The following is a 201-nucleotide window of genomic DNA, read 5'->3' as shown; positions in this document are numbered from 1 at the left end:
GAGGTTGAGAAGAATCTCGGGGCCGAGGTGACGGTTTCGTATCGTGTCGACAGCGACAGCGAGCCGACCCGTGTTTCCGCGCCTACCACGTTCATTATTGGCGAACAGCAAGGCAGCCTGCCTCTGCCGGTGGTGCTGGAAGCCAAGGACGATGTGCTGAATCCATCCGATGCTATCCGCGGCGCCACGGTGCAGATTCCT

Annotated in this window: 1 protein-coding gene; it reads left to right on the top strand. The window is 60.2% G+C overall.

Annotation, left to right across the window (positions count from 1 at the left end):
• A partial coding sequence (locus DM374_RS33045) for a hypothetical protein (protein WP_404821414.1) occupies positions 1-201 on the top strand: 201 nt, incomplete at both ends.

Origin of the sequence: Pseudomonas huaxiensis, from assembly GCF_003231275.1 — a bacterium.
Taxonomy (GTDB): Bacteria; Pseudomonadota; Gammaproteobacteria; order Pseudomonadales; family Pseudomonadaceae; genus Aquipseudomonas; species Aquipseudomonas huaxiensis.
The sequence above is the reverse complement of the archived record's forward strand: the minus strand, read 5'-3'. Positions and strand labels throughout refer to the sequence as shown.